This window comes from Aeromicrobium sp. HA, assembly GCF_027171405.1.
Lineage (GTDB): Bacteria > Actinomycetota > Actinomycetes > Propionibacteriales > Nocardioidaceae > Aeromicrobium > Aeromicrobium tamlense.
Window position 1 is genome coordinate 266755 of record NZ_CP114372.1, and the last position, 23216, is coordinate 289970.

At 69.8% G+C, this 23216-nt stretch carries 20 protein-coding genes and 1 riboswitch; of the genes, 17 read left to right on the forward strand and 3 right to left on the reverse strand.

Annotation, left to right across the window (positions count from 1 at the left end; translation table 11 throughout):
• Nucleotides 1-17 precede the first annotated feature (17 nt).
• From O3S82_RS01390 to O3S82_RS01415, 6 genes are read left to right on the forward strand one after another with little or no spacing between them, the layout of a single operon-like run.
• Nucleotides 18-1109 carry a thiolase C-terminal domain-containing protein gene (locus O3S82_RS01390; protein ID WP_269304984.1) on the forward strand — a complete coding sequence of 364 codons (1092 nt, stop codon included), beginning with the start codon at nt 18-20 and terminating at the stop codon, nt 1107-1109.
• Nucleotides 1106-1525, forward strand: coding sequence for a Zn-ribbon domain-containing OB-fold protein (locus O3S82_RS01395; protein ID WP_269304986.1), 420 nt, complete (start codon nt 1106-1108; stop codon nt 1523-1525). Before O3S82_RS01390 ends, O3S82_RS01395 begins: the two co-directional genes overlap by 4 nt.
• Complete coding sequence (locus O3S82_RS01400; RefSeq protein ID WP_269304988.1) at nt 1518-3137, forward strand: AMP-binding protein; 1620 nt, start codon at nt 1518-1520, stop codon at nt 3135-3137. The genes O3S82_RS01395 and O3S82_RS01400 overlap by 8 nt, the downstream gene beginning before the upstream one ends.
• Entirely contained in the window at nt 3134-4600 is a 1467-nt protein-coding gene (locus O3S82_RS01405; RefSeq protein WP_269304990.1) for an enoyl-CoA hydratase-related protein, read from the forward strand. The genes O3S82_RS01400 and O3S82_RS01405 overlap by 4 nt, the downstream gene beginning before the upstream one ends.
• Nucleotides 4593-5315, forward strand: coding sequence for an SDR family NAD(P)-dependent oxidoreductase (locus O3S82_RS01410; RefSeq protein WP_269304992.1), 723 nt, complete (start codon nt 4593-4595; stop codon nt 5313-5315). Before O3S82_RS01405 ends, O3S82_RS01410 begins: the two co-directional genes overlap by 8 nt.
• Nucleotides 5316-5346: 31 nt before the next feature.
• Nucleotides 5347-6084: an SDR family NAD(P)-dependent oxidoreductase gene (locus O3S82_RS01415; protein ID WP_269304993.1), complete on the forward strand. Its 738-nt coding sequence runs from the start codon at nt 5347-5349 to the stop codon at nt 6082-6084.
• 133 nt (nt 6085-6217) lie between these two features.
• Here the strand turns inward: O3S82_RS01415 and O3S82_RS01420 are convergent, their stop codons facing one another.
• The 3 genes from O3S82_RS01420 to O3S82_RS01430 all read right to left on the reverse strand — a co-directional run bounded on the left by O3S82_RS01420 (nt 6218) and on the right by O3S82_RS01430 (nt 11283).
• The gene (locus tag O3S82_RS01420) at nt 6218-9463 is read right to left on the reverse strand and encodes a heterodisulfide reductase-related iron-sulfur binding cluster (RefSeq protein ID WP_269304995.1); all 3246 of its coding nucleotides are present in this window, start codon (nt 9461-9463) and stop codon (nt 6218-6220) included.
• Nucleotides 9464-9557: 94 nt separating this feature from the next.
• Nucleotides 9558-10724: an MFS transporter gene (locus O3S82_RS01425; protein ID WP_269304997.1), complete on the reverse strand. Its 1167-nt coding sequence runs from the start codon at nt 10722-10724 to the stop codon at nt 9558-9560.
• A gap of 13 nt (nt 10725-10737) precedes the next feature.
• Nucleotides 10738-11283 carry a DUF4916 domain-containing protein gene (locus O3S82_RS01430; RefSeq protein ID WP_269304999.1) on the reverse strand — a complete coding sequence of 182 codons (546 nt, stop codon included), beginning with the start codon at nt 11281-11283 and terminating at the stop codon, nt 10738-10740.
• A gap of 145 nt (nt 11284-11428) precedes the next feature.
• Here O3S82_RS01430 and O3S82_RS01435 point away from each other — a divergent pair, with 145 nt between their 5' ends.
• The 11 genes from O3S82_RS01435 to O3S82_RS01485 all read left to right on the forward strand — a co-directional run bounded on the left by O3S82_RS01435 (nt 11429) and on the right by O3S82_RS01485 (nt 23214).
• Complete coding sequence (locus O3S82_RS01435) at nt 11429-13291, forward strand: DUF6801 domain-containing protein (RefSeq protein WP_269305001.1); 1863 nt, start codon at nt 11429-11431, stop codon at nt 13289-13291.
• A gap of 74 nt (nt 13292-13365) precedes the next feature.
• A riboswitch (TPP riboswitch) is annotated at nt 13366-13475 on the forward strand.
• Entirely contained in the window at nt 13465-14064 is a 600-nt protein-coding gene (locus tag O3S82_RS01440; protein WP_179426870.1) for an ECF transporter S component, read from the forward strand. Its footprint overlaps the riboswitch before it by 11 nt.
• Nucleotides 14065-14067: 3 nt before the next feature.
• A complete protein-coding gene (locus tag O3S82_RS01445) occupies nt 14068-15417 on the forward strand; it encodes an ABC transporter ATP-binding protein (protein ID WP_269305003.1) in 1350 nt (449 codons plus the stop codon).
• The gene (locus O3S82_RS01450; RefSeq protein ID WP_269305006.1) at nt 15414-16088 is read left to right on the forward strand and encodes an energy-coupling factor transporter transmembrane component T family protein; all 675 of its coding nucleotides are present in this window, start codon (nt 15414-15416) and stop codon (nt 16086-16088) included. The genes O3S82_RS01445 and O3S82_RS01450 overlap by 4 nt, the downstream gene beginning before the upstream one ends.
• Nucleotides 16089-16205: 117 nt before the next feature.
• The gene (locus tag O3S82_RS01455) at nt 16206-17195 is read left to right on the forward strand and encodes a DUF6801 domain-containing protein (RefSeq protein ID WP_269305008.1); all 990 of its coding nucleotides are present in this window, start codon (nt 16206-16208) and stop codon (nt 17193-17195) included.
• 58 nt (nt 17196-17253) lie between these two features.
• Nucleotides 17254-18234 (forward strand): ABC transporter ATP-binding protein, encoded by a 981-nt coding sequence (locus O3S82_RS01460; protein ID WP_179426856.1) that lies wholly within the window; start codon nt 17254-17256, stop codon nt 18232-18234.
• Nucleotides 18231-19010 carry an MlaE family ABC transporter permease gene (locus O3S82_RS01465; protein WP_179426854.1) on the forward strand — a complete coding sequence of 260 codons (780 nt, stop codon included), beginning with the start codon at nt 18231-18233 and terminating at the stop codon, nt 19008-19010. Before O3S82_RS01460 ends, O3S82_RS01465 begins: the two co-directional genes overlap by 4 nt.
• A gap of 1 nt (nt 19011) precedes the next feature.
• Nucleotides 19012-19839, forward strand: coding sequence for an MlaE family ABC transporter permease (locus O3S82_RS01470; RefSeq protein WP_179426852.1), 828 nt, complete (start codon nt 19012-19014; stop codon nt 19837-19839).
• Nucleotides 19839-21149, forward strand: a complete 1311-nt coding sequence (locus O3S82_RS01475) for an MCE family protein (RefSeq protein WP_269305011.1) — start codon at nt 19839-19841, stop codon at nt 21147-21149. The genes O3S82_RS01470 and O3S82_RS01475 overlap by 1 nt, the downstream gene beginning before the upstream one ends.
• Complete coding sequence (locus tag O3S82_RS01480; RefSeq protein ID WP_179426848.1) at nt 21149-22234, forward strand: MCE family protein; 1086 nt, start codon at nt 21149-21151, stop codon at nt 22232-22234. The genes O3S82_RS01475 and O3S82_RS01480 overlap by 1 nt, the downstream gene beginning before the upstream one ends.
• The gene (locus O3S82_RS01485) at nt 22225-23214 is read left to right on the forward strand and encodes an MCE family protein (protein WP_269305014.1); all 990 of its coding nucleotides are present in this window, start codon (nt 22225-22227) and stop codon (nt 23212-23214) included. The genes O3S82_RS01480 and O3S82_RS01485 overlap by 10 nt, the downstream gene beginning before the upstream one ends.
• The last annotated feature ends 2 nt before the right edge of the window (nt 23215-23216 follow it).

The following is a 23216-nucleotide window of genomic DNA, read 5'->3' on the forward strand; positions in this document are numbered from 1 at the left end:
ACTCGGGCCGATCAGTCATGTCGCAAGCCGTCGAGGCATGCCGAGGTGCCGCCGCCGACGCCGGGATCGAGCTGTCCGATGTCGACGGCATCATCAGCTTCAGCTTCAACAACGACTCCGTGTCCTCGCAGGCGGTGGCGACGGCTCTAGGGCTTCCGGCGCCGAGGTACCTGAGCGACGTGAGCCTCGGTGGTCAAGCACCGTCGTTCCTGGTGATGCAGGCAGCTGCGGCCGTCTCGAGTGGGATGGCACGTAACGTGCTGGTGTTCCGAGCTCTCAATGGGCGAAGCGGTCAGCGCGTGGGTAGCACGAGGGCCCCCGGTCTGGCTCCGACCTTCCGCTACCCGTTCGGATTCACGGCATACCCGCAGTTCATCGCGATGTGGGCGCGCCGGTTCCTGATCGAGACTGGGGGATCGGAGCTCGACCTTGGTGCCGTCGCGGTCGCTCAACGGAAGTGGGCCGTCGACAATGAGCGTGCGATCCGACGGGCGCCCTTGACCCTGGAGCAGTACGTCGAGTCCCCAATGATCGCTGATCCGTTCCGCGTGGCCGACTGCACGACCGAGGCTGATGGTGCTTGCGCGGTACTGGTGACGTCGTTCGAGCATGCGCGCGATCTGCGGCACGACCCTGTCGTGATCGAGGGAGCTGCGTATGGCACCGGGAAGCGGTCGGGCCTCGACGCCGGCGACGCCATGCTGTGGCCGGACATGACTCGCAACTACACGCACCACATCGCCACGGACCTGTGGGGCGGCGCGGGCATCGGCCCGGACGAGGTCGACATGGCTCAGCTGTACGACTGCTTCTCCAGCAGTGTGCTGCTTGCGATGGAGGGCCTCGGCCTGGCCGATCGTGGCCAAGCCGCTGAGATGATCCGGTCGGGGGCCACTTCGCCGGGCGGTCGTCTGCCGGTCAACACGAACGGGGGACTCCTCGCGGAGGGCTACCTGCACGGGATGAACACGGTCGCAGAGGCGATCCATCAGCTGCAAGGTCGAGCGGGGACTCGCACTGTCGAAGGCGCGCAGACCTGCGTCGTCACGTCCGGTGCGCTCACCGACGGCTCTGCATTGGTTCTGCGTCGCGAGAGGAGGGCGGCATGAACGCCACGGCCGCATCGTTGGTGACAGGCCTGGACCCGGACAATGACGAATTCTGGCGGGGCGTGGGGGAGGGCCGTATCCCGCTCCGGCGGTGTGAGTCCTGCGGGACCCATTTCGCACTTCCGTTGCCGTCCTGTCCGGACTGTGGTTCGGCCGACCTCGTCGAGGTCAGCGCCGGCGGCGAGGGGAGTCTCTACTCGTGGGTGATCGTCCACTATGCCTGGGATGAGGAGTTGTCTCCGCAAGTTCCCTACGTGATCGGCGCCGTTCAACTGGACGAGGGTGCAAGGATCTTCGGGCGTGTCGAGTTTGTTGACCACGGCGCCCTGGAGCCGGGTCTACGACTTCGAGCGACGTTTCCCATCGAACCGGGACGTCCACCGATCGTCTTCGTCCCGGAGGTGGAGCATGCCTGATGACGTCAGCGTTCACACTCCCGAGCAGCAGGCCCGTTACAGAGCGTCCGGGGCATGGTCTGGCATCACGCTTGGTGCGGCGGTCCGTCGGTGGTCGCAGGAGCGTCCCGACGTGTTGGCCGTCGTCGACGGCGCCGATGGCCGCGAGGCGACTTACCGCGAGCTGTTCGAGGATGCGAGTCGTGTCGCGGGTTGGATGATTGAACAGGGCGTTCGGCCGGGTTCCGGTGTGTCCGTTCAGCTTCCGAGCCGCTACGAGACCGTCGTCGTCGATCTGGCCGCCCTCCTCGTAGGGGCGCGTCTCAATCCGTTGCTGCCGAACTATCGGCACAAGGAGCTTCGGCACTTCCTGGATGTCTCTCGCGCCAAGGTCTACGTCACCCCCGACACGTACCGCGGGTTCGACCACCTTGATCTGGCGCGACGGCTTCGAGACGAGGATGGGTTGTCGTTCACGCATCTCGTGGTGGGCGCGGGTGGCGACGCCGACCTCACGTCCGTCCTGCGTCGCGAGCCGGTCACGGATCTGCGCGATGTTGACGCGGAGGCGATCAGCGAGTTGATCTTCACGTCCGGGACAGAATCCCTCCCGAAGGCCGTCATGCACACGGAGGAGACGGTCAATCACTCCGTCGCAGCCACCGTGGAGCACCTGGGTCTGGGCGATGACGATGTCGTGTGGATGCCGTCCCCCGTCGGGCACTCGACCGGGTTCAACTTCGGGGTCCGTCTTGCACTGATGAACGGCGTGACGGTCGTGCTGCAAGACCGCTGGGACCCGAGCCGGGCCGCGCAACTGATCGAGCAGTACGGCTGCACCTACACGCTCGCGGCGTCGACGTTCCTGTCCGACCTGCTGCGCGTTGCCAAGAAGGAGGGCCGGGACCTCTCGTCCATGCGCTCCTTCGGCTGTGGTGGTGCGCCGGTCCCCGCTGAGCTCGTGCGTGAGGCGGCGGCGCTCGGGGTCACCGTCCTCCGAATCTACGGGTCGACGGAGGGGCTCATCATCGCGTGGAATCAGCAGTCGGCGGCGCAGCAGAAGCGCGAAGAGACCGATGGTCTCCCGCCGCGTGGCACCGAGGTGCAGGTCTGGGACGGTGAAGGCCGCCAGCTCCCTGCCGGTGAGGTTGGAGAGCTGGTGGTGCGCGGTCCGAACGTGTGCGTCGGGTTCTTCGATGACCCGGAGCGGACGAGTGCTACGTTCACCGAGGATGGTTGGCTCCGCAGCGGTGACTTGGGAATCGTGGACGAAGACGGCTACGTGGCAGTGGTGGGTCGAAAGAAGGAAACCATCATCCGCGGAGGCTTGAACATCGCTCCGCGCGAGATCGAGGACCTCTTGGTGGAGATGCCGGGTGTCAAGGAAGTCGCGGTGATCGGATTGGCCGACGACCGATTGGGCGAGATCGTGGCGGCCTGCATAGTCCCCGATGACGGTGCGACGCCTGAGCTCGTTGATGTCGTCGAGTACCTGCGAAGCCGTGAGATGGCGACGTACAAGCTGCCACAGCACGTCGCGCTGGTCCGGGAGTTACCGAAGACGCCGACGGGCAAGGTGCGCAAGACCGAGCTCGTGAGCGAGGTCCACAAGAGACGAGGAGGATCCGCGTGACGACCGATGCGACCCATTTGACCATTCGCGAGGACTGGGAGGTCGACGGAACTCGTGGAGTGCTCATCCGGATCAACCGCCCCGACCTCCGCAACCCGATTGATCACGACACGGTCAAGGCACTGTTGCGACACCTCGATGACGCGGAGGCGGACCCGCAAGTCCGCGGCTTCCTCATCACCGGTGAAGGTTCGGCATTCTCGGCCGGTGGAGACCTTCGCAAGTATCTCGACCTCTACAGAAGTCCTGTGAGGTTCGGTGCGTTCCTGGAGGACTTTCGCAAGCTGTGCGAGCGGTTGGAGCGTGGACCACTCGTGACGTGCGCCGTCGTGAACGGTGCTTGCGTCGCTGGTGGCATCGAGCTTGCACTCGCTTGCGACTTCCTGACGATGGCCGAGTCGGCTCGCATCGGTGACGGCCATCTCGGCTCAGGCCAGCTGCCTGGTGCCGGCGGAAGCCAGCGGCTCGGTCGCGCCATCGGCTGGCAGAAGGCCAAGGAGTGGATGCTCTCGGGGCGCCTCTACTCGGCTCAGGAGGCCTCTCAGGTCGGGTTGACGACCCTGATCGCTCCTCTCGACGAGTTGGAGGCGGAGTCGGTCAATCTCGTGGCGGCTACGGGTCAGCACAGCCCACACGCGTACCGCACGATGAAGCAGCTGATCGACGTCGGCCGCCAGACGCAGTTGGACGAGGGCCTGCGGACGGAGATCACCATCGTCCACGAGTACGCCACGACCTCGCACGACGCGACCGAGGGTATCCACGCCTTCCTTGAACGTCGCCGACCGGCCTATCTCGGCCTCGCTCCAGTTTCAGCGAATGAGGCGGGTCCCGACCTCACGCCGCGGACGACGAAGGGAACACGGACCCGTGCCGTCCTCAAGGGATCTGCACGGACGGTTTTCGGTCGCACGGGTTACAGCAGCGCGCGGATCTCCGACATCACCTCCGAGGCGAAGCTCTCCCAAGGTAGCTTCTACCGGTACTTCCCGGACAAGGAGAAGGTGCGCAACGAGCTGCTTGAGGATCTCCTGCGCGATGTCGCAGCCGTTGCCCGGGCGAGTTGGTCGCCCGAGGAGCCGACCCGGTCCATCTGGGCAACGACCGTCCGTTACCTCGAGTACTACCGCGAGAACGCCGATCTTTACGCCCTGCTCGTGGAGAGCTCGCAGAGCGATCTCGACGTGCGCCAGATGTGGCTGGATACCCGGCAGGTCTTCTACGACCGGATCGCTCACATGATCCGGCGGGCGCAGAAGGAGGGCGTTGCGGACCCCGGGATCGACGCAGCCTTCACGGCGGCGCTACTCGGCGGCATGACTGAGCAGTACGCCTACTCGAACTTCGTCGAAGGCCGCCAAGGCGGTCTCGATTCCGACGCGGCCGCGGACGAGATCACGCGCGTGTGGTCACGCGCGATCTTTCGCAGTGATGTCGCAGCCACGGAGCCTCAACATGACTGACGTCGCCCTTGTGACGGGTGCTTCGCGGGGAATCGGTGCCGCGGTGGTCGCAAGGTTGCGATCGGACGGTTGGATCGTTGTCGGACTCGATCTCGACTCGGCTGGGTCATCGACGATCGCCGATCGTTGGTTGGTCGGCGACGCCACCGATGAAGCAACGTGGGACCAAGCCGTCCGCGAGGCGGCCACCCTGGGCAACCTTCGGGCCGTAGTGAACAACGCTGGTGCCCAAGGGCGGAGCTCATTGCTTACCGAAACGAGTCTGGAGAGCTTCCGTTCAGTGGTCGACGTCAACGTCACCAGCGCCTTTCTCGGGACACGAGCTGGGCTGCGAGCGATGACGGACGGCGGCGCAGTCGTCAACGTGGCCTCGAATGCGGGTTCGCGCGGCGTGCCACGCTACGGCGCTTACGTGGCTGGTAAGCACGCGGTGATCGGATTGACCCGCACCGCCGCTGTCGAAGGGGCACGTCAAGGAATCCGAGTGAACGCGGTGGCGCCCGGACCGACGCAGACCCGCATCATGGATGCGGTCGCGGAGTCGTTCAGCTCAGGGCGCGAGGAGACGATGCGCAAGCTGGTGGCCGCCAACCCCAGCCGTCGTTTCGGCGAACCCGCGGAGATCGCGGACGCTATCGCTTGGCTCGCCGGAACCGACTCCTCCTACGTGACGGGCACGGTGCTGGCCGTCGATGGTGGCCTGACGGCCGTTTAGCGAGAGGACCTCAATGACTCAACTTTTCGACATGACCGGTCGCGTCGTGATCGTGACAGGAGCCTCGTCCGGTTTCGGCGAGCGATTTACACGCGTGCTTCACGAGGCGGGAGCTTCTGTCGTCATGGCAGCAAGGCGTGTCGACCGGCTTCGTGCCCTGGAGGAGGAGCTGAATGGCTCACTCGCGGTCGCATGCGACGTCACGTCTGATGAGCAGTGCCGTGACCTGGTGGAAGCAACGGTCGCGCGGCATGGGCGAGTGGACGTACTCGTCAACAACGCCGGCACGAGCAACATCGCCCCAGTTGCGGAGGAGACGGCTGAGCAATTCCGTCATGTGGTCGACGTGAACCTGATGGGGACGTACTCGACGAGCCGCTACGCCGGATTGCAGATGCTGGAGCAGGGCCACGGAGTCATCGTCAACATCGCGTCGATCGTCGGCATGGTCGGCCTGGGCCGAATGCCGCAGGGCAGTTACGCCGCGAGCAAAGCGGCCGTCGTCAATCTCACCCGCGAGATGGCGGCGCAGTGGGCTCGGAAAGGTGTCCGTGTGAACGCGATAGCGCCTGCTTTCTTTCCAACGGAGCTCACGTCCGAGCTGTTCGACGGTGGTTCTGGTGAGGCTTGGGTCGCCAAGATGACCCCCATGGGTCGAGGCGGCGCAGCCCACGAGCTGGACGGTGCCCTGCTCTACCTCGCGTCTGACGCGAGCAGTTACGTCACCGGGACCGTGCTGCCGGTAGACGGTGGATGGACGGCAGTCTGAACATCCGCGGTCGCTCTTGACACGTAACACGGCCGCACTGAACGTGCCGGGGGCCCGCCACCGGCGAACGCCGGGCTGACGAAACGGCCCGCTCCACCAGGGAGGTGGAGCGGGCCGTCCAGTGGGTCAGGCCTCAGGCCTTCTTGTCGTCCTCGCCCGTGGACTCGTCGGCCGCCGCCTCGGTGGCGGAGCCGGTGAGGTCCTCGCCCGAGGGGTTCGCGTCGCTGAGCGGCGCGGCGTCCTCGGAGACCGGGTCGGGGGCGGGAGCGTCCTCGACCGGCGTGATCGCCGCCAGCTCCTCCTGCTCGGAGGTGGGCTCGGCGTGCTTCTCGGCCGGCAGCTCGGGCTCGGAGTCGTCGTACACGACCGACTCGGCGTCGGGGTTGGTCGTGTCGCCGCTCTCCGGGTGCGGCTCGGGCTTGGGCTCGTCCTCCGAGGCCGTGTGGCCCTTCGGTTCGTCCTCGAGAGCATCGAGCAGCGACGGCTGCTCGTGACCGCCCGCGGACGCCTCGGTGGCACCGCCCTCGGCGGGAGCCTCCTCGGCAGCGGGAGTCTCATCAGCGACCTCGTCCGTGGCCTCGGTCTCGGGCTCGGGCGGCGCCTCCTCGGCGGTCTCGACCTCGGCGGCCTCCGGCTCGGCCGGCGCCTCCTCGGCAGCCTCGACCTCGGCGGTCTCCGGCTCGGCCGGGGCCTCGTCAGCGTCGGCCTTCTCGGCGTCGGGCTGGCCGAGTCCGGGCTGCTGCTCGTGCAGCGCCGGGCTGTCGTCGGACTCCGAGTCGAACTCGGGCTTGGAGACCGCGTCGTCCAGCGCCTCGGGCTCCGGATCGGACTGGGCGGGCTCGTCCTCGGGCTCGGTGGCCACGGAGACGGGCTTGGTGCCCTCCGCGTCCAGCGCGCCCTCGGGGGTCGCGTCGCCCGACTCGAAGATGCCTCCGGCGGTGCCCTTCTCGTCGACCGCGATGTTGTGCTTCGCCGCCATCTCGGCGTCCGCGGCGCGGCTCTCGCCCTCCGGGTCGTCGAGGTCGTCGCCGGCATCGGTCGGCGCGTCGGCCGACGCGTGGGCGTCGGCGGCGGCACCGACGGACTCGGTGTCGGTCAGCGTGCCGGGATCGGCCTGGGCCTCCGGACCGGGCTCGGCGTCCTCGGGCTCGTCACCCGCGGCGTGCGACTCGTCGGCGGCCGCGGCGACCAGGGCCTCGGCCTCGGTCACGACGTCCTCCTCCGAGCGCTTCACGGCCTGCAGCAGCAGCTGCGCGACGTCGAGGACCTCGACGTTGAGCAGCGACTCGTCCTCGGCCTGCTTCGCGGTGAGGCCGTCGGCCAGCATGACGCGGCAGAAGGGGCAGCCCACGGCGATCTGCTCCGCCCCGGTGCCGATGGCCTCCTCGGTGCGGTTGATGTTGATGCGCGAGCCGATCTTCTCCTCCATCCACATGCGGGCGCCGCCGGCGCCGCAGCAGAAGGAGCGCTCCTTGGAGCGGTCCATCTCGACGTAGTCCGCACCCGTGGCGCCGATCAGCTCGCGCGGGGGCGAGTAGACCTGGTTGTGGCGGCCCAGGAAGCAGGGGTCGTGGTAGGTGACCTTGGCGGCCGGCGCGGCGGGCGCGACCGGCTTGAGCTTCTTCTCGCGGACGAGGCGGTTCAGCAGCTGGGTGTGGTGCACGACCTCCAGCTCGATGCCGAACTCCTTGTACTCGTTCTTGAGCGTGTTGAAGCAGTGGGCGCAGGTCGAGACGACCTTCTTGACCTTGGTCTCCTCGAAGACCGCGACGTTCTCCATCGCGAGCTGCTTGAAGACGATCTCGTTGCCGGCGCGACGGGCGGAGTCGCCCGAGCAGGTCTCGCCGTCACCGAGGACGGCGAAGGTGACGCCCGCGATGTCGAGGAGCTCGGCCACGGCCTGCGTGGTCTTCTTGGCGCGGTCCTCGAAGGCGCCGGCGCAGCCGACCCAGAACAGCCACTCGACCTCGTCGAGCGACTCGACGTCGACGCCGACCTGCTTGACCTCGAAGTCGAGGTCCTCGGCCCACTTCATGCGGTCGCGCGGGTTCATGCCCCACGGGTTCCCCTTGCGCTCGAGGCCCTTGAAGATGTTGTTGAGCTCGGCGGGGAAGTTGGACTCGACGAGCACCTGGTAGCGGCGCATGTTGTCGATGTGGTCGACGTGCTCGATGTCGACGGGGCACTGCTGCACGCAGGCGCCGCAGTTCGTGCACGACCACAGGACGTCGGGGTCGATGACGCCGAACAGGTCCTCGGTGCCGATGAGCGGACGCTCGAGCTCGCGCTGCTGGTCCTCGGTGAGGGTCTCGGGGTCGGCGCCGAGCAGCGGCACCTTGGCGTAGGCGTGCTCGCGCAGGCCCATCATGAGGAGCTTGGGGGAGAGGGGCTTCTCGGTGTTCCAGGCGGGGCACTGGCTCTGGCAGCGACCGCACTCGGTGCAGGTCGAGAAGTCGAGGATGGACTTCCAGCTGAAGTCCTCGACCTTGCCGACGCCGAGCTTCTCGAACTCCTCCTCCTCCATGTCCTCCATGGTCTCGAGGTCGAGCGGCTTGCCCGCGACGTAGAGCGGGACGAGCGCGCCCAGCGCGGTGCCGCCGTCGGCCTCGCGCTTGAAGTAGATGTTGAACCAGGCCAGGAAGCGGTGCCAGGCGACGCCCATCGTGAGGTTCTTGCCGATGACCATCAGCCAGACGGTGGCCGAGACGACCTTGACGACCGCGAGCAGTGTGATCGTGACCTCGAGGCCGGTGACCGACAGGCCCGACCAGAGGGTGTCGCCGATCCAGCCGGTCAGCGGGAAGTGGAAGTACGTGCCGTGGCTGTCGCCCTCGAGGCTCATCAGGCGGTACTCGGCGCCGCGGATGAGGATGCCGGCGGCGCACTCGAGCGCGACCATCGCCTCGACGAAGTAGGCCTGGCCGAAGCGCGAGCCGAAGAAGCGGCTCTGGCGGCCCTGGGTGCGCGGGTGGTTGCGCTGGCGGATGACGACGAGCGCCGCGATGCCGATGAGGCCCAGCCAGGCGATGGCCTCGCTGACCCACTCGAAGAGGAAGAAGTGGCCGATGATCGGCAGCACCAGGTGCGGGTTCCAGACCTGCAGGTAGGCGGTGGCGACCGCGGTGCTGAGGATGAGGAAGCTGAAGAAGACGGCCCAGTGCAGGAGGCCGACCCAGTGCCACTGGAGCATGCGCGTGTGGCCGAGGGTCTCGACCAGCATGTTCTTCGTGCGGCTCGCCGGGTTGTCGGTGCGACCGTAGGCCGGCGTTCCGGCGCGGATGACCCCGAGCATCCGCTTGATCCCGGGCGCCAGGTAGTACACCGCCAACGCCGTCGAGACCAGCGTGATCACTCCGGCGATGATGTTGATCGGTTCCATGCCGATTCCTCTCGCGGTTCAAGCAGTTGGTGCTGACCCTAATCTGCGGCGGAAAGCGCTGCTCAGTTAGGCCAGCCAAAGGCGTACGATGATGTTACCTGCGAGTAGCAACGGGTACGCAGGCGATGGCCGCCAGCGGGAAGACCGCGACCGCCGCGAAGGCCCAGCCGTAGCCCGCGAGCTCGACGATCGCGCCGACGACGGGCGGCACCGCCGCCGCGGTCAGGTACTGGCCCGTGTTCTGGATGCCGAACGCGCGCCCCGACCACCGCGGTCCGGCGATCTCGGCCACGGCGGTGAACGCCAGGCCGTTGTCGACGACCGTGATCACCATGGCGGCGACCATCAGGGTGATCGCGACGGGCGATCCCTCGAGCACGGCCAGCGCCAGCATGGAGACGGTGGCCGCCACCGCCACCTGCCGCATGGGGCCGAGGCGATCGCCGACGCGGTCGGACCACCAGCCCGCGGCGATGCGACCGCCCGCGCCGAGCACCTGCGAGACCGCGTAGAGCGCCCCGGCCGCGGCCGGGCTCCAGCCGTGCTGGTCGATGAGCCACAGCAGCATGAAGGTCCACACCGCGTACTGCGGGATGACGAGCAGCGCCGAGGCTCCGTGGATCCGCACGAGGCGCCGGTCACCGCGGTAGGGGTTGGCGCGGGGGTCCGTGCCCTCCGTCGCGAGCCGCGGCGGGTCCACGACGGTGAGCGCGATGAACACGGTGGCGACCGCCGAGACGACGAGGCAGCCCAGCACGATCGGCGCGACGCCCCACGACTGCACGCCCGCGGGGACGACGAGGGCGGCCACGCCGACGCCGAGGGGAAGACCCGTCTGGCGGATGCCCATCGCGAGACCGCGGCGATGCGCGGGGAACCAGCCGACGACGAGCCGGCCGCTGGCGGAGTTGGAGCTGCCCGCGGCCACGCCGCACAGGCCGAAGCCAAGCGCGAGCACGACCACGTCGTCGGCGCGGGCGCCGGACCAGGCCACCGCGCTGCCCACGACGAGCAGGGCGAGGCCGGACGTCAGCGCGATCCGCTCGCCCACGCGATCGACGATCGCGCCCCACGCCACGAGGGTGAGCAGGGTGCCGACGGTCGGGGCGGCGGCGAGCGCGCCGGTGGCGACGAGGGGGACGCCCTCGTCGAGGTGCAGGTGCGGGATCAGCAGCAGCGGCGTGCTGACCACGGCGGTCGCGGTGACCTGCGCGATCATCGCCGCGACCAGCATGAGCCAGGGGCTCGGGCGGCGCGTCACCTCCGCGCGCGGGTCATCCGAGAGCGCCCACGTGCGCCAGCGCCTGCTGCAGCAGCACGCCGCGGCCACCCTCGAGCTCGTCGAGGATCGCGGGGCTGAGCGCTTCCTGCGGAGTCAGCCACGAGAGCTCGAGCGCGTCCTGGCGCGGGTCGCACTCGCCGGTGACCGCCACGACGTAGGCCAGCGCGACGGCGTGCTGGCGCGCGTCGTACAGCGGCGTGACGCCGGGGATCGGGAAGTACTCGGCGACCGTGAAGGGCACGATGTCGGCCGGCAGCTGCGGGAACGCCGTGGGGCCGAGGTCCTTCTCGAGGTTGCGCATCAGGGCGGAGCGGATGGGCTCGCCGTGCAGCACGCGACCGGAGACGAACGAGCGCGCCATCGTGCCGGTGGTGGGGGAGCCGCGCAGCAGCAGGCCGACCTGCTCGACCTGGCCGAGGCTGTCCAGTCGGACCGGGATCGCCTCGACGTAGAGGATCGGGACGCGGGACCGGGTCTCCTCGAGCTGGAAGTCGGAGAGCCAGCCGGGGTTCGGGTCGGGGGTGCGCACGGAGGGCATGCGCCCATTGTGGTGGATCCCTGGCTGTCGGCAGCGGACGCGGACGTGAACACGGGTTGTCACTGGGAGTTACAGCACTTAGGGTGAGCCACATCACAAGGCCCGTCCGGCTCAGGGGACGGGTCTGCCGGAGGAAGGCTCGCCCGTGATCCGCACGTCCCGAACATCCCAGCGCCTCGTCGCCGCAGGCTCGTCGGCGGCCGCCCTGGCCGCCGCGGCCGTGGTCGGAGTCGGGCTCGTCTCGCCCGCCTCGGCCGCCGACGTGGAGCTGGAGAAGTCCTTCGACTACACGTGCCAGGTGACGGCCGGCGGGCTGAATCTCGGCGAGCACGTGATCGGCGTCCTCGCGTCGACCACGGCGCCCGAGTCGGTCTCCCCGGGCGAGGTGATCGCGCCGCGCACGGTGAACATCACGCTCACGATGCCCGAGCTGCTGCGTCAGTCCACGGCCATGCTGCTGCAGGGCCGCGAGGCCGACGGCGAGTCCACCGACTCGGCCGTCACCCTGACGACGGGCGGCGAGACCACGAGCGTCCCGATCCCGAACCTCGGGTCGCCGCGCACGCCCATCCCGCAGACGGCGAACGAGCCGTGGACGATCCCGGCGTCGGGCACGGTCCCCGAGATCACGACCCCGGCCACGGCGACCGGCTCGGTCGTCCTGGGCATGCCGAGCACCTTCTCGATCGCCGCCACCATCTACAAGGCCGACGACTCGACCGTCCCGTCGACCCTGACCTGCGCGGGCCCCGGCGACCTGTCGCTCGGCACGATCGCGGTCACCGCGGGCAGCGAGCCGACCACCGGCCCGACCTCCGAGCCGACGACGGAGCCGACGAGCGAGCCGACGACGGAGCCGACGAGCGAGCCGACGACGGAGCCGACGAGCGAGCCGACGACTACTCCCACCACGACCCCGACCGATCCGCCGGCGGACGACGTCGACCTGTCGAAGCGCTTCGACTACACGTGCCGCGTCACGGCCGGCGGACTCGACCTCGGCTCGCACGTGATCGGCGTCCTGGCCGAGACCACGATCCCGTCGCGGGTCCAGGTCGGCGACGTCATCTCCTCGCGCGGCGTCGACATCACCCTGACCCTGCCCGAGCTGCTGCGGCAGTCCACCGCGATGCTGCTCCAGGGCCGTGAGGCCGAGGGCGGCTCGACGGACTCGTCGATCACCCTGACCACGGGCGGCCAGACCCAGGCCGTCGCGATCCAGGACCTGAAGTCGGCACGCACGCCGATCCCGCAGGTCGCCGACGAGCCCTGGCTGATCCCTGCCACCGGCACGGTCCCCGAGATCACGGTCCCGGAGTACGCCGAGACCTCGGTCCGCCTGGGCATGCCCGAGGCGTTCACGATCCAGGCCACGATCCACAAGGCCGACGGCTCGACCGTCCCGTCGAACCTGACCTGCGCGGGCCCGGACGAGCTCGGCCTGGGCTCGATCCCGGTCGGCGACGCCGAGCCGGAGCCCACCACGGGTCCCACCAGCCAGCCGACGACCGCGCCGACCACGCAGCCGACGACCGAGCCCACGGGTGAGCCGACCACGGCTCCGACGACCGGCCCGGGCGACGACGAGGACCCCGACGCGGTGGAGCTGCTGAGCGACGACGTGCTGTCGCCCGGCGACACCATCACCTTCGCCTTCGGGTCGAACTGGATCGGCAAGGAGCTCGAGTTCGAGCTGCGCTCCGACCCGATCCCGATGGGCACGAAGGTGGTGCCCACCTCGGGCGAGGTGTCGGTGCGCATCCCGACCAACGCGCCCGCCGGCTCGCACGACGTCGTGGTGCTCAGCCGCGGCGAGGTGATCGCCTCGGTCCCGGTCGAGATCCTGCCCGCCGACGCCGCGGCCGACACGACCGACGACGACTGGGTCAGTGACGGCTACCTCGCCGCGACCGGCGGTCCGGCCGTGAGCGCCGCGCTGCTCGGCGGCGTCCTGGTGCTCGCCGGAGGAGCGGCCCTGGTGCTGCGCCGCCGCACGCGTCGCAGCTGACGCAGGAGTGAGCGGGGGCGGATCCTCGGGTCCGCCCCCGCTGCCGTGCCCGGCCCGTGCGGGCTAGGCTGGCAGCACCACGACAGGGGAGCGCCATGCAGAGGGCGCTGAGAGTGCGGAACAGCCGCAGACCCTTGAACCTGCTCCGGTTAGCACCGGCGAAGGGAGTCATCATGAATTCTGCCGTCACCTCCACGACTCGTCCCACCCGCTACCGCACGATCGACCTCGTCACGATCGCGATGCTCGGCGTCGCCTTCGGCGTCGTCTTCTGGGGCTGGGGGAAGTTCTACGACGTCATCGACCTCGGTGCCGCGGTCGGCTTCAAGCCCGCGGCCGCCCTCCTGGGCGGCATGTGGCTCATCGCCGGCGTCGTCGGCGGCCTCATCGTCCGCAAGCCCGGCGCCGCGTTCGCCACCGAGTTCATCGCCGCGCTCGTGTCGATGTTGGTCCTGGGCGGCACGTCCTGGGGCAGCACCGTCCTGATCTCGGGCGTCGTGCAGGGGCTCGGCGCCGAGCTGATCTTCGCGCTGTTCCTCTACCGCCGCTTCGACCTGCTGACCGCGGTCCTGGGCGGCGCCCTGTCGGGCGTGCTCGAGGCGTTCTACGAGTGGAAGTACTACTTCCCCGACTGGGACCTGCAGTGGCGCCTGCTGCACCTGGGCTTCCTCGCCACCTCCGGCGTCGTCATCGCCGGCTTCGGCGGCTGGCTGCTCGTGCGGTCGCTGGCGAAGGCGGGCGCCCTGGACTCCTTTCCCTCCGGGCGGCCGTAGCGCGTGACGATCGCGTTCCGCGACTTCACCTGGACGCCCCTCCACGGGCGGCGGCCCGCCCTCGACCGGCTCGACCTGAGGATCGAGCGGGGCGAGCGGGTGCTGCTCGTCGGCCCCAGCGGCAGCGGCAAGTCCACGGCGCTCCACGCCGTCGCCGGTGCGCTGGGATCGACGCTCGTGGGGGACGCGTCCGGGTCGGTCGAGGTCGACGGGCGGATCGGCATGGTCACGCAGAACCCGTCGGCCTCGATCGTCGCCGAACGCGTCGGGCGCGACGTCGCGTTCGGTCCCGAGAACCTCGGCCTGCCGCGCGACGAGATCTGGCGGCGGGTCGACGCGGCGCTCGACGCCGTGGGGCTGCCGTACGACCGCGACCGCTTCACCAGTGCGCTGTCCGGCGGTGAGCGGCACCGGCTCGCGCTTGCCGGCGCACTGGCCACCGAGCCCGACCTGCTGCTCCTCGACGAGCCGACCTCGATGCTCGACCCCGCGCTGGTCGAGGTCGTCCGCGACGCCGTCCTGGCGGTCGTCGGCGACCGCTCGCTCGTGGTGGTCGAGCACCGCTTCGAGCCGTGGCTCGACCACGTCGACCGCGTGGTCGTGCTGGACGCCGGTCGCCTGGTCTTCGACGGCTCGGTCGCGCAGTTCCGCACCGCGGCCGTGCCGGACGCGCTGTGGATGCCCGGGCGCCCCGCCCCCGTTCCCCTGGAGGTCCCGGGCGAGCTGCTGGCTCCGGTGGAGCCTGCGCACGTGCGCGTCACCGACCTCGTCGTCGACCAGGTGACCCGGGGCCTGCGTGGCTCGGAGCGTACGCGCGCGGTCTCGGGGCTGACGCTCGCGCTCGAGCCGGCCACCCTCACCGCGCTCGTCGGGCCGAGCGGCGCCGGGAAGTCCACGGCCCTGCTGGCCCTGGGCGGTCTCATCGAGCCGGTCTCGGGGGTCGTCGACGCGCCGCGCGGGCTGGGCTGGTGTCCCCAGGACCCCGAGCTCGGCTTCGTCGCCACCACGGTCCGCGACGAGCTGGAGGCCACGCCGCGCGCGCTCGGCCGCGCGGTCGACGTCGAGGCGCTGCTGGAGGCCGTCGGCCTCGCCGGGCGCGGCGACGACCACCCCTACCGGCTCTCAGGCGGCGAGCAGCGCAGGCTGGCACTGGCCGCCTCCGCGGCGCACCGTCCCGGACTGCTGCTCGCCGACGAGCCCACGGTGGGCCAGGACCGCGACGCCTGGGCGCTCGTGGCCGGCTGGCTCGGCTCGGCCGCGCGCCACGGCGTGACGGTCGCGGTCGCCACCCACGACCCCGACCTGCCGCGCGACCGCGAGGTCCTGCTGCGCGCCGGGGAGGTGGTGGCGTGACCGGCCTGCTCACGCGCCTCAACCCGCTGGTCCTGATCGGGATCGGCGTCGCGGCTGCCCTCGGCTCGCCCGCGATCCGCACGCTGCCGATCGCGGTCGTCGCGGTGTCGCTCTGGGTGCTCGCCGCGGTCCTCACGGTGCCGTCGTGGAAGTACCCGGCAGTCTGCCTGCTGCTCGTGCTGATCCCGATGGCGAGCGTCGCGTGGTCCACGTGGCTGCTGGGCGGTCGCGACGCCGAGGTCGCCCTCGTCGCCGGCCTGCGCGCGTTCGTGCTGGCGTGGCCCGGAGCGGTGGCGGTGGGCTACGTCGACGTCGCGCGGCTGGGGGACTACCTGGCCCAGAGCCTCAAGGTGCCGGGGCGCTTCGCCGCCGCCCTGTCGGCGGCGCTCCAGCGGGTCAGCGGCTCGTGGCGCACGTGGCACGACCTGGAGCGGACGCGCCGGGCCCGGGGGCTCAAGGTGCGGCCGTGGTCGATGGCGTTCGCGCTGCTCGTGCACACGATCCGCGAGGCGACGCGCACGTCGATCGCGATGGACGCGCGCGGCTTCGCGACCGCGCACCGTCGCACGTGGGCCGAGGCCGCCACGTGGTCCCGTGCCGATGTCGGCGTCCTCGTCGGAGCCGTGATCCTGGCTCTCGTGCCAGCGGGGATGCGTCTCATGGGCCTCTGACGCACCACCGTTGAAAGGTGTCTTGCGTCACAGTGCAACTTCAGGTTACAGTCGTCGGCACTGCCCGCATAACGGGCGTTTACACCCACGACCGTGGACCTGAAGCGAGGAGAGCCCATGCGCCAGAGCGCCGCAGCTGCACGTCGAGGACTTCGGTTCGCGATCGCGACGGCGCTCGTGGGCGCAGGCGTCACCCAGCTCGCCCCGGCGGCCAGCGCGGCTCCCGCCGGCGTCGAGCGCGTGGGCTACGAGTGCCAGGCCACCAACCCGATCATCAACTCCACGCTCGAGGGTCACTACCAGTTCTACGTGACCGCCGAGACCGACCTTCCGGACAGCGTCCAGGCGGGGGCCACGGTGCCCGCCACCGACACCACGCTGAGCCTGATCCTCTCGCGTGACCTGGTCGACCACCTCTACACGAAGATGGAGGTCCGCCGGGTGCGCGGCACCTCGCGCTCCGACGTCGTCCTGCAGGCCGTGGCCCCGGGCGGCGAGGTCCTCGAGACCCGCAACGAGCCCGTCAGCGGACTCCAGGCCGACTGGGTGCAGATCCGGACGGGCGCCGAGCTCACGATCCCGGCCGCGGGCACGGTCGCCGCGATCGACGTGCCGTCGACGGCCGAGAACGGCCTCATCTACGTCCAGATGCCCAAGACCTTCTTCCTCGACTCGGTCATGGACCCGCCGGTGCTCGGCTCGGTCTCGGAGGCCGAGCTCAAGTGCGTCCGCCAGAGCGACAACGCCGCGGCCCGGGTGATCGGCACGATCCCGATCGGCGCCGGCTGCACCGCGGTCGAGTGCCCGCTCCCGCCCGCCGAGGATGACGGCGGTGGCGGTGGCGGCGGCGGTGGTGGAACCGGCGACGGCGAGGACCCCGAGGTCATCGAGCCCGTCACCCCCGACGAGGAGACCGCCGTCGACGACGACTACGCATTCGACGAGAACGGGTCCGGCGACGATGCCGCGGTCGCCTCCGCCTCGGCCGAGACCACGGCGCTGCCGGCCACCGGCTCCTCGTTCGGTCCGCTCCTGGGCGCCGCGCTCGCCGTACTGGTGGCGCTGCGGATCGGCCTCGCCGTGAGGCTGCGGCGCACCGGCCGCTGACCACCAGTTCCTCCAGGTACCCGCCCCGCGGGTTCCGTCCCCCTGTGAAGGAGCCCAGATGGGTGTCGAAGTTCGCGTCGAAGGGCTGACCAAGGCCTTCGGCAGCCAGACGATCTGGCGCGACGTCTCGCTGACGCTGCCCGCCGGGCAGATCAGCGTGATGCTGGGCCCCTCGGGCACGGGCAAGTCCGTCTTCCTCAAGGCCCTGATCGGCCTCATCAAGCCCGACGAGGGCCATATCCTCATCGAGGGCACCGACCTCGCCACGTGCAGCGAGCGCGACCTCTACGAGATCCGCAAGCTGTTCGGCGTGCTGTTCCAGGACGGCGCGATGTTCGGCTCGATGACCCTGTTCGACAACGTGGCCTTCCCGCTGCGCGAGCACACCCGCAAGAACGAGACCGAGATCCGCGACATCGTCATGGAGAAGATGTCGATGGTCGGCCTGGTCGGCGCCGAGACGAAGCTGCCCGGCGAGATCTCCGGCGGCATGCGCAAGCGCGCCGGTCTCGCCCGCGCGCTCGTGCTCGAGCCCGAGATCATCCTGTTCGACGAGCCCGACTCGGGCCTCGACCCGGTCCGCACCGCCTTCATCAACCAGCTGATGGTCGACCTGAACGCCCAGACCGAGGCCACCTTCCTCATCGTCACGCACGACATCAACACCGCGCGCACCGTGCCCGACAACATCGGCCTGCTCTACCACCGGCACCTGTCGATGTTCGGCCCGCGCGAGATGCTGCTCTCCAGCGAGGAGCCGGCCGTGCGCCAGTTCCTCAACGCCCAGACGGTCGGCCCGATCGGCATGAGCGAGGAGAAGGACGCCGACGAGCTCGCGGCCGAGGACCACAGCACCCTGCCGCCGCTGCCGCCGATCCCGCTGCAGCTGTTCCCGTCCGACGGCCGCCCCCGCGCCACCCAGGCCGAGCCGGGCGCATGGTGCGCGGCCCACGGCGTCGTGCCCCCGCCGGGCTCCTTCCTGAACGACGGCTCGGGCTTCTCAGCGCCGTCGCCCCAGTCGATCGGCGGTGCCCGATGAGCCTCGGCGAGCGCGTCACCGCGCCGTTGGCCACCGCGGGCCGGCTCTTCGCGTTCGGCGCCGACGTGCTGCTCGCCGTCTTCCAGCGTCCGTTCCAGCTGCGCGAGTTCATCCAGCAGGCGTGGTTCATCGCGTCGGTCACGATCATCCCGATCGCGCTCGTGGCGATCCCGTTCGGCGCCGTCGTGGCGCTGCAGACCGGCAGCCTCGTCCAGCAGTTCGGCGCGCAGTCGTTCGTCGGCTCGGCCGCGGTGCTCGCGGTGCTGCGCGAGGCCGCGCCGATCGCGACCGCGCTGCTCGTGGCCGGCGCCGGCGGCTCGGCCATCGCGGCCGACCTCGGCGCGCGCAAGATCCGCGAGGAGCTCGACGCGATGATGGTGCTGGGCATCGACCCGATCCAGCGTCTCGTCGTGCCGCGCGTGCTGGCCTGCATGCTCGTCGCGGTCTTCCTCAACGGGCTGGTCAGCGTGGTCGGCGTGCTGGGCGGCTACATCTTCAACGTGATGATGCAGGGCGGCACCCCCGGCGCCTACCTCGCGTCGTTCACCGCGCTCGCGCAGACGCCCGACCTCTACCAGGGCATGGCGAAGGCGCTCGTCTTCGGCCTCATCGCCGCGATCGTCTCCACCTACATGGGCATGCACGCCGACGGCGGCCCGCAGGGTGTCGGCCAAGCGGTCATGGAGTCGGTCGTCATCACCTTCCTGCTGCTCTTCCTGGCGAACTTCGTGATGAGCGCCCTGTACTTCCAGCTCGTCCCGGCGAAGGCGTTGTGACGTGGCCAGCCTGACGACCGCCGTGCGCCGCCCCCTGGGGATCCTCGACGACCTCGGCCTGCAGCTCGCGTTCTACCTGCGCACGATCGCGTGGATGCCGCGCGTCATCACGCGGTACCCGCGCGAGATCCTGCGGCTGCTGTCCGAGGTCACGTTCGGGCGCGGCTCGCTGGCCGTCATCGGCGGCACCGTCGGCGTCATCTTCACGATGTCGTTCTTCACCGGCGTCGAGGTCGGCATGCAGGGCCACAGCGCTCTCGAGCAGCTGGGCACCAGCGCGTTCGCGGGCTTCTTCTCGGCCTACTTCAACACCCGCGAGATCGCGCCGCTCGTGGCCGGCATCGCGCTGGCCGCCACGGTCGGCTGCGGGTTCACGGCCCAGCTCGGCGCGATGCGGATCTCCGAGGAGGTCGACGCGCTCGAGGTCATGGCGATCCCGTCATTGCCGTACCTGGTCACCACGCGCGTGCTGGCCGGCATGATCGCGATCATCCCGCTCTACATGGTGGGCCTGATGTCGTCCTACCTCGCCACGCGGCTCACGATCACCGCGATCTACGGGCAGAGCAGTGGCACGTACGACCACTACTTCGACCTGTTCCTGCCACCCGAGGACGTCCTCTGGTCGTTCTTCAAGGTGCTCGTGTTCGCCGTGCTGGTGATCCTCATCCACTGCTACTACGGCTACTACGCCAGCGGCGGCCCGGTGGGCGTCGGCGTGGCCGTGGGTCGCGCGGTGCGCACGTCGATCGTCGTCATCAACGTCGCCGACCTCATGATGTCGATGGCCATCTGGGGCACCACGACGACCGTCAGGCTGGCCGGCTGATGGCGCGCGTGTCCACCCTCGACCGCCCCGCCGTCGTCCGCAGCCTGGGCGTCGCCATGGTCGCGCTCATCGTCGGTTCGGTGCTGCTGACGTACGCGGTGTTCACGAAGGCGTTCTCCTCCGACATCCCCGTCCTGATCCGCAGCAACGGCGTCGGCCTGCAGCTCAACCCGAACGCCGACGTGAAGCTGCGCGGCGTGATCGTCGGCCGCGTCGACGAGATCACCTCCGAGGAGGGACAGGCCGTCATCCACCTGCGCCTCGACGCCGACCAGCAGCAGGTCATCCCGTCCGACGTCCAGGCGTTCGTCGTGCCCAAGACCCTGTTCGGCGAGAAGTTCATCGACCTCCAGCCCGTGGCGCAGTCGGCCGGCACCCCGATCCAGGCCGGCGACGAGATCACCCAGGCCGCGCTGCCGTCCGAGGTCGAGACCCTGCTGGCCGACCTCGATCCGCTGCTGACGGCGCTCAACCCCGAGGACCTCTCCTACGTCCTCACGGCGCTGTCCGACGCGCTGTCGGGCCAGGGCGAGAAGGTCGGCCAGACCCTCGAGACGCTGTCGGGCTACCTGCAGAAGATCACGCCGCTGGCGCCGAAGTTCGTCGAGGACGTCACGCTGCTCGGCGACACCGCGAAGACCTACGCCGACGTCATGCCCGAGATCGGCACCACGCTGCGCAACGCGGTGGTCACCGGCAACACGCTCACCGCACGTCGGGCCCAGCTCCAGACCCTCTTCGTCGAGACCGCCGCGTTCGCGACCTCGGCCGAGAAGCTGGCCCAGCGCTCGGGCGACGACTTCATCACGCTCTCGCGCGACTCCCGGCCCACGCTCGAGCTGCTGGCGCAGTACTCGCCCACGCTCGAGTGCGTCCTCAAGGGCATCGACCGTCTCAAGCCCGCGATCGACGGGGCGTTCCGCAACCACCGGGCGCACGCGTCGATCGAGTTCGCCCCGCGCTCCTCGCGTGACTACGACGCCGACGACGCCTACGAGCTGCCCACGGCCGGGAAGTCCGGAGCGCTCGCGCCCAGCTGCGCCACGCTGCCGCGCACCGCCTACACGGCGAAGCGCCCCGCGCCCGGCATGAGCGACACCCTGCTGCAGCAGTTCGGCATCGGCGGCGACCTCGGCAAGCGCTCGCCGCTCGTCGCGCCCTCGGTGGCCAGCCCGGCCGGCACCGACGCCGAGGCCGAGCAGATCGACGCGATCGTCGCCACGGCCCTCGGCGTCGACCCCGCTGACGTTCCCGACGTGGCCCGGCCGCTGTTCGGTCCCGTCCTGCGTGGAGCGGAGGTGACGCTCTGATGGCCCGCACCGGCATGGACCGCCAGACGGCCTCCGCGTTCGCGAAGCTCATGGCCTTCCTGGTCATCACCGGCCTGATGACCGCGCTGCTCGTCGCCGTCATCGGCAACACGTCGTTCGAGCGCACGGTCACCTACAAGGCGGTGTTCAGCGACGTGACGAGCCTCGTGAAGGGCGACGACGTGCGCATCGCCGGCGTGCGCGTCGGCAACGTCTCGGAGGTGAAGGTGCACTCCGGCACCAGCGCCGAGGTCACCTTCAGCGTCGACTCCGACATCGACCTGACGCAGTCCACCCAGGCCACGCTGCGCTACCGCAACATGATCGGTCAGCGCTACATCTCCCTCAGCGAGGGCGCCGACGGGGCGCCCGGGCGACTGAAGGAGGGCGAGACGATCGGGCTCGACCGCACCACGCCGGCGCTCGACCTGACCGACCTGTTCGGCGGCTTCAAGCCCCTGTTCGAGGCGCTGTCGCCGGAGGACACCAACCAGCTCGCCTACGAGCTGATCCAGGTGTTCCAGGGCGAGAGCGGCACCGTCGAGTCGCTGCTGTCGCACACCGCCTCGCTGACCCAGACCCTCGCCGACCGCGACGAGCTCATCGGCTCGGTCATCGAGAACCTCACGGTCGTGCTGACCTCGTTCAACGAGCGCGACACCGAGCTGTCCTCGGCGATCTCCACCCTCCAGCAGCTCATCACCGGCCTGAAGGACGACCGCGACGTGCTCACCGGCTCGCTCGACGACATCTCGGTGCTCACCGGCGAGACGGCCGGCCTGCTCGAGGACACGGGCCCCGCGATCACCGCCGACATCAAGGAGCTGCGCCAGCTCACCTCGAAGATCGGCACGAAGCAGGCGCGGCGCGATCTCGACCGCACGCTGCAGATCCTGCCGATCAAGATCGACCGGATTGGCCGCACGGGCCAGTACGGCTCGTTCTTCAACTTCTTCGTCTGCGACATCGGGGTCAACGGGAAGGTGCCGTCGTTGAACGGTGTCCCGGGATGGGAGCAGGCGCGTCCGTTCAAGACCACGAAGCGCGTCACCGTGACCGGAGCAGGGGTGAGTCGATGCCGCTGAAGGACATGAAGCCGATCCGCGAGCGCAACCCCGTGGTCGTGGGCGCGATCTCGCTGGCCATCATCGCCGCGATGCTGTTCGGCGCCAGCCAGGCCGCGAGCCTGCCCATCGTCGGCGGCGGCGCGAAGTACGCCGCGGAGTTCACCGAGGTCGGCGGCCTCAAGAAGGGCGACGACGTCCGCCTCGCCGGCGTGCGCGTCGGCGAGGTCTCCGACCTGCAGCTGCACGGCGACAAGGTGCGCGTCGTCTTCCGGGTGAAGTCCGACCGCGACCGGCTCGGCACGCAGACCGGCGCCTCGATCCGCATCAAGTCGCTGCTCGGCACGATGTACGTCAGCCTCGAGCCCGACGGCTCCGGCACCCTCGCGAAGGGCGCCGTCATCCCCGCCTCGCGCACGAAGGCTCCCTACGACATCGTCCAGGCGTTCTCGGGCCTCACCGAGACCACGCAGGAGGTCGACCAGGAGCAGCTGGCGCAGGCGCTCGAGACCATCAACGACGTCGCGTCGAAGACGCCCGAGGAGTTCCGCAGCGCCGTCACCGGCGTCACGGCCCTGTCGAACACGCTGGCCAAGCGCGACGAGGAGCTCGAGACGCTGCTGAAGAACGTCGACGGCATCTCGGCGGTGCTGGCCGACCGGAACACGGAGTTCGTCAAGCTCTTCGAGGACGGCTCGGTGCTGTTCGACGCCCTGAGCAGCCGCCGCGACGCGATCCACGCCGTGCTGGTCAACGTGACGCGCATGTCCAACGAGATCGAGACGCTCGTCACCGACACCCGCGGGGATCTCAAGCCCGCGCTCACGCGCCTGGCCGGGGTGGTCGACGTCCTGAGGAAGAACGAGAAGAACATCGACGCCGCGATCGACCAGCTGCCGGCCTACTACGCGATGGTCGCCAACAACGGCTCGAGCGGCCCGTGGCTGGACTCGTACATCTACAACCTGCTGAGCATCCTCGGCGTGCCGGGAGGGCTGTGAGC

Excerpts from the sequence above, each read along its gene's own strand:
- O3S82_RS01485 (WP_269305014.1), top strand. The coding sequence starts at position 22,225 with ATGCCGCTGAAGGACATGAAGCCGATCCGCGAGCGCAACCCCGTGGTC.
- O3S82_RS01395 (WP_269304986.1), top strand. The coding sequence starts at position 1,106 with ATGAACGCCACGGCCGCATCGTTGGTGACAGGCCTGGACCCGGACAAT.
- O3S82_RS01455 (WP_269305008.1), top strand. The coding sequence starts at position 16,206 with ATGCGCCAGAGCGCCGCAGCTGCACGTCGAGGACTTCGGTTCGCGATC.
- O3S82_RS01415 (WP_269304993.1), top strand. The coding sequence starts at position 5,347 with ATGACCGGTCGCGTCGTGATCGTGACAGGAGCCTCGTCCGGTTTCGGC.
- O3S82_RS01420 (WP_269304995.1), bottom strand. The coding sequence starts at position 9,463 with ATGGAACCGATCAACATCATCGCCGGAGTGATCACGCTGGTCTCGACG.
- O3S82_RS01475 (WP_269305011.1), top strand. The coding sequence starts at position 19,839 with ATGGCGCGCGTGTCCACCCTCGACCGCCCCGCCGTCGTCCGCAGCCTG.
- O3S82_RS01390 (WP_269304984.1), top strand. The coding sequence starts at position 18 with ATGTCGCAAGCCGTCGAGGCATGCCGAGGTGCCGCCGCCGACGCCGGG.
- O3S82_RS01430 (WP_269304999.1), bottom strand. The coding sequence starts at position 11,283 with ATGCCCTCCGTGCGCACCCCCGACCCGAACCCCGGCTGGCTCTCCGAC.
- O3S82_RS01480 (WP_179426848.1), top strand. The coding sequence starts at position 21,149 with ATGGCCCGCACCGGCATGGACCGCCAGACGGCCTCCGCGTTCGCGAAG.
- O3S82_RS01400 (WP_269304988.1), top strand. The coding sequence starts at position 1,518 with ATGCCTGATGACGTCAGCGTTCACACTCCCGAGCAGCAGGCCCGTTAC.
- O3S82_RS01440 (WP_179426870.1), top strand. The coding sequence starts at position 13,465 with ATGAATTCTGCCGTCACCTCCACGACTCGTCCCACCCGCTACCGCACG.
- O3S82_RS01460 (WP_179426856.1), top strand. The coding sequence starts at position 17,254 with ATGGGTGTCGAAGTTCGCGTCGAAGGGCTGACCAAGGCCTTCGGCAGC.
- O3S82_RS01465 (WP_179426854.1), top strand. The coding sequence starts at position 18,231 with ATGAGCCTCGGCGAGCGCGTCACCGCGCCGTTGGCCACCGCGGGCCGG.
- O3S82_RS01410 (WP_269304992.1), top strand. The coding sequence starts at position 4,593 with ATGACTGACGTCGCCCTTGTGACGGGTGCTTCGCGGGGAATCGGTGCC.